This is a genomic window from Ruminococcus sp. AM31-15AC (assembly GCF_003462045.1).
Classification (GTDB): Bacteria; Bacillota; Clostridia; order Oscillospirales; family Ruminococcaceae; genus Hominimerdicola; species Hominimerdicola aceti.
On sequence record NZ_QTYG01000103.1, the window covers coordinates 1 to 2,046 of the forward strand.

Consider the following 2,046-nt stretch of genomic DNA (forward strand, 5'->3'; position numbering starts at 1 on the left):
TTTTTAAATGTAGCTTCATATTGTTGCTCCTTTGATTTCTTATAATACAAGGCAATACCGCACAAAGACTGCTTGACGGTGTTATGCGGTATCGCCTTATATTTTTATGCTGTTATCCATACTTTATCAGCTCCGATCTATATTGTAAAATTACAAATTTATATCACCACTGCTTTGTGAATAAAATGAAAAATCACCCGTTTCACAATCTACCAAAGCATAGTATAATTTTTCCTCAGTAGGGCTATAGAGTGAAACTGTCCACATTGGAGTACTTGAATATACGCCCGTTTCAGCGTCCACCCAGTATATCTTATTCTCAAGTCCTATGTAATCCACCTCGTAACTGGAATTATCACTTAAATTGTCATCAATATATCTAAGTGCAGAATATGGTGTTATCACCTTGTCGATATTCTCTTTTTCATATTCACAAAATACATTTTCATTATTTCTAAAACAACCTATATCGGACGAAGAAGTTATAAGCACTGTGTATCCCGCTGGATTTGAATTTATTTTGCTCAATCGACCTGTGAAAACATCATTGACAGAGGATTCCCTGCCCTCAAAGCCACTGTTAGCTGCTCTCAACGGTACTCCGTTATCCTGTTGCACCATATCTATTCTGAACGCATAAGTATCGTTTATTTTCTCAACTCTGATCTCAAAAGGCGACATTTGTGGGTAGCCAATTTTTCTCAGTCCCTCTGAAAATTCAGCACTTTTTTCTATTGCCTCACTTATGGACATTTCACAGTCTTTAAGCTTATATTTCTCATCATCAAAGGTGTTGCAACAATAATATCGTTTTACTGTAATGTTTTCATTAGTTAGAAAAAAAGCCTCCGCATCTTCGTCTTTGATCCATACTATCGAACCACCATCATAATCAGTAAAGTAGGGATAACCTCCTTCGGCGTTAAGCTGATGATATTCACCCATATCGTCACTGCTAACACTTATTTTGCTAAGATCAACAGGACTGCCGTTTAAATAGTCTATAAATCTCTGCTCTTTATTGAACAGAAAACCGTCCGACGGCTTATATAACGTTCTGCTAACTGAACTCACATCAGCTATTCTTACACTGTCACGAATAGTGAAATGGGCATACTCCAATTTGAGGGCTTTTGAATATGTATCTGTTATTTCATTTACAGGCACATATTCAGAATTAAATTCACTGAATTTTACATTATTAGTTTTGTTTGAACACGCTGAAAGTACCATGCACACCGCAACAACCAAAATACAAATCTTTTTCATCATATTTTATCCTCTAAAGTAAGAGCCGCTCGTCATTACCAGCAAGATAATCCGCAGCGGCTCAAAATACTATTCTTTAGTTAAAACTTCCTGACGCAGAAGCACTTGAAACATACTTTGAAATATTTGTGTAACCGCCAGACACTCCAAATTCAGCAACAACATCATAAGAATAACCCTTCTTATAATTAGAATTTTTCCAATTTGTTGTTCCTTTGTTCCAGATATCGAAAGAACCACAATTAATAGTATGGCTTGAAGATCTGTATCCATTTGCTAAGACACTAAACTTGCCACTTGTATTTATGGATTTGCAGGTGGATTTTAAATAGCCATTATTCTGTGCCTTTATACCATACATCCATTTCTCACAAACGTTATCTGATGACGGAGCTCCTTTAGTATAGTGCAGATCGTAGGAGTTTGCCGCACTAGCCCCAATAGCCATAGAACTCATCATCATAACAGCAGCACCCATAGCTGCGATTCTCTTAACGATCTTTTTCATATTAAACGTCCTTTCATAATATAAGAGTGTTTTTTGGGTAATTTTGTTGCAAATAAAATTAAATTTCATCATATCACACAATTATTGCAATGGGTAATTGTGCATAATGAATATTCACATCTTCATTGAACTCAGCAGCTTTCAATTATACAAACCGAAAAAGCAGTGAAAATGGCTGATTGAAATACATAAGTTTGTATGTTTTCACAATTGCACGTACTTGTTTTTATTATTATTGCATAAAAAATGTGCACTCCTTTCCTCAAGAT

The 2,046-nt window shown here is 35.5% G+C and carries 2 protein-coding genes; both read right to left on the reverse strand.

Annotated elements, in window-relative coordinates; genetic code table 11:
* Positions 1-150: 150 nt before the first annotated feature.
* Positions 151-1,272 (reverse strand): hypothetical protein, encoded by a 1,122-nt coding sequence (locus DW793_RS14040; RefSeq protein ID WP_118158517.1) that lies wholly within the window; start codon positions 1,270-1,272, stop codon positions 151-153.
* A gap of 73 nt (positions 1,273-1,345) precedes the next feature.
* Positions 1,346-1,777: a hypothetical protein gene (locus DW793_RS14045; protein WP_118158518.1), complete on the reverse strand. Its 432-nt coding sequence runs from the start codon at positions 1,775-1,777 to the stop codon at positions 1,346-1,348.
* Positions 1,778-2,046 lie beyond the last annotated feature (269 nt).

Excerpts from the sequence above, each read along its gene's own strand:
- DW793_RS14040 (WP_118158517.1), bottom strand. The coding sequence starts at position 1,272 with ATGATGAAAAAGATTTGTATTTTGGTTGTTGCGGTGTGCATGGTACTT.
- DW793_RS14045 (WP_118158518.1), bottom strand. The coding sequence starts at position 1,777 with ATGAAAAAGATCGTTAAGAGAATCGCAGCTATGGGTGCTGCTGTTATG.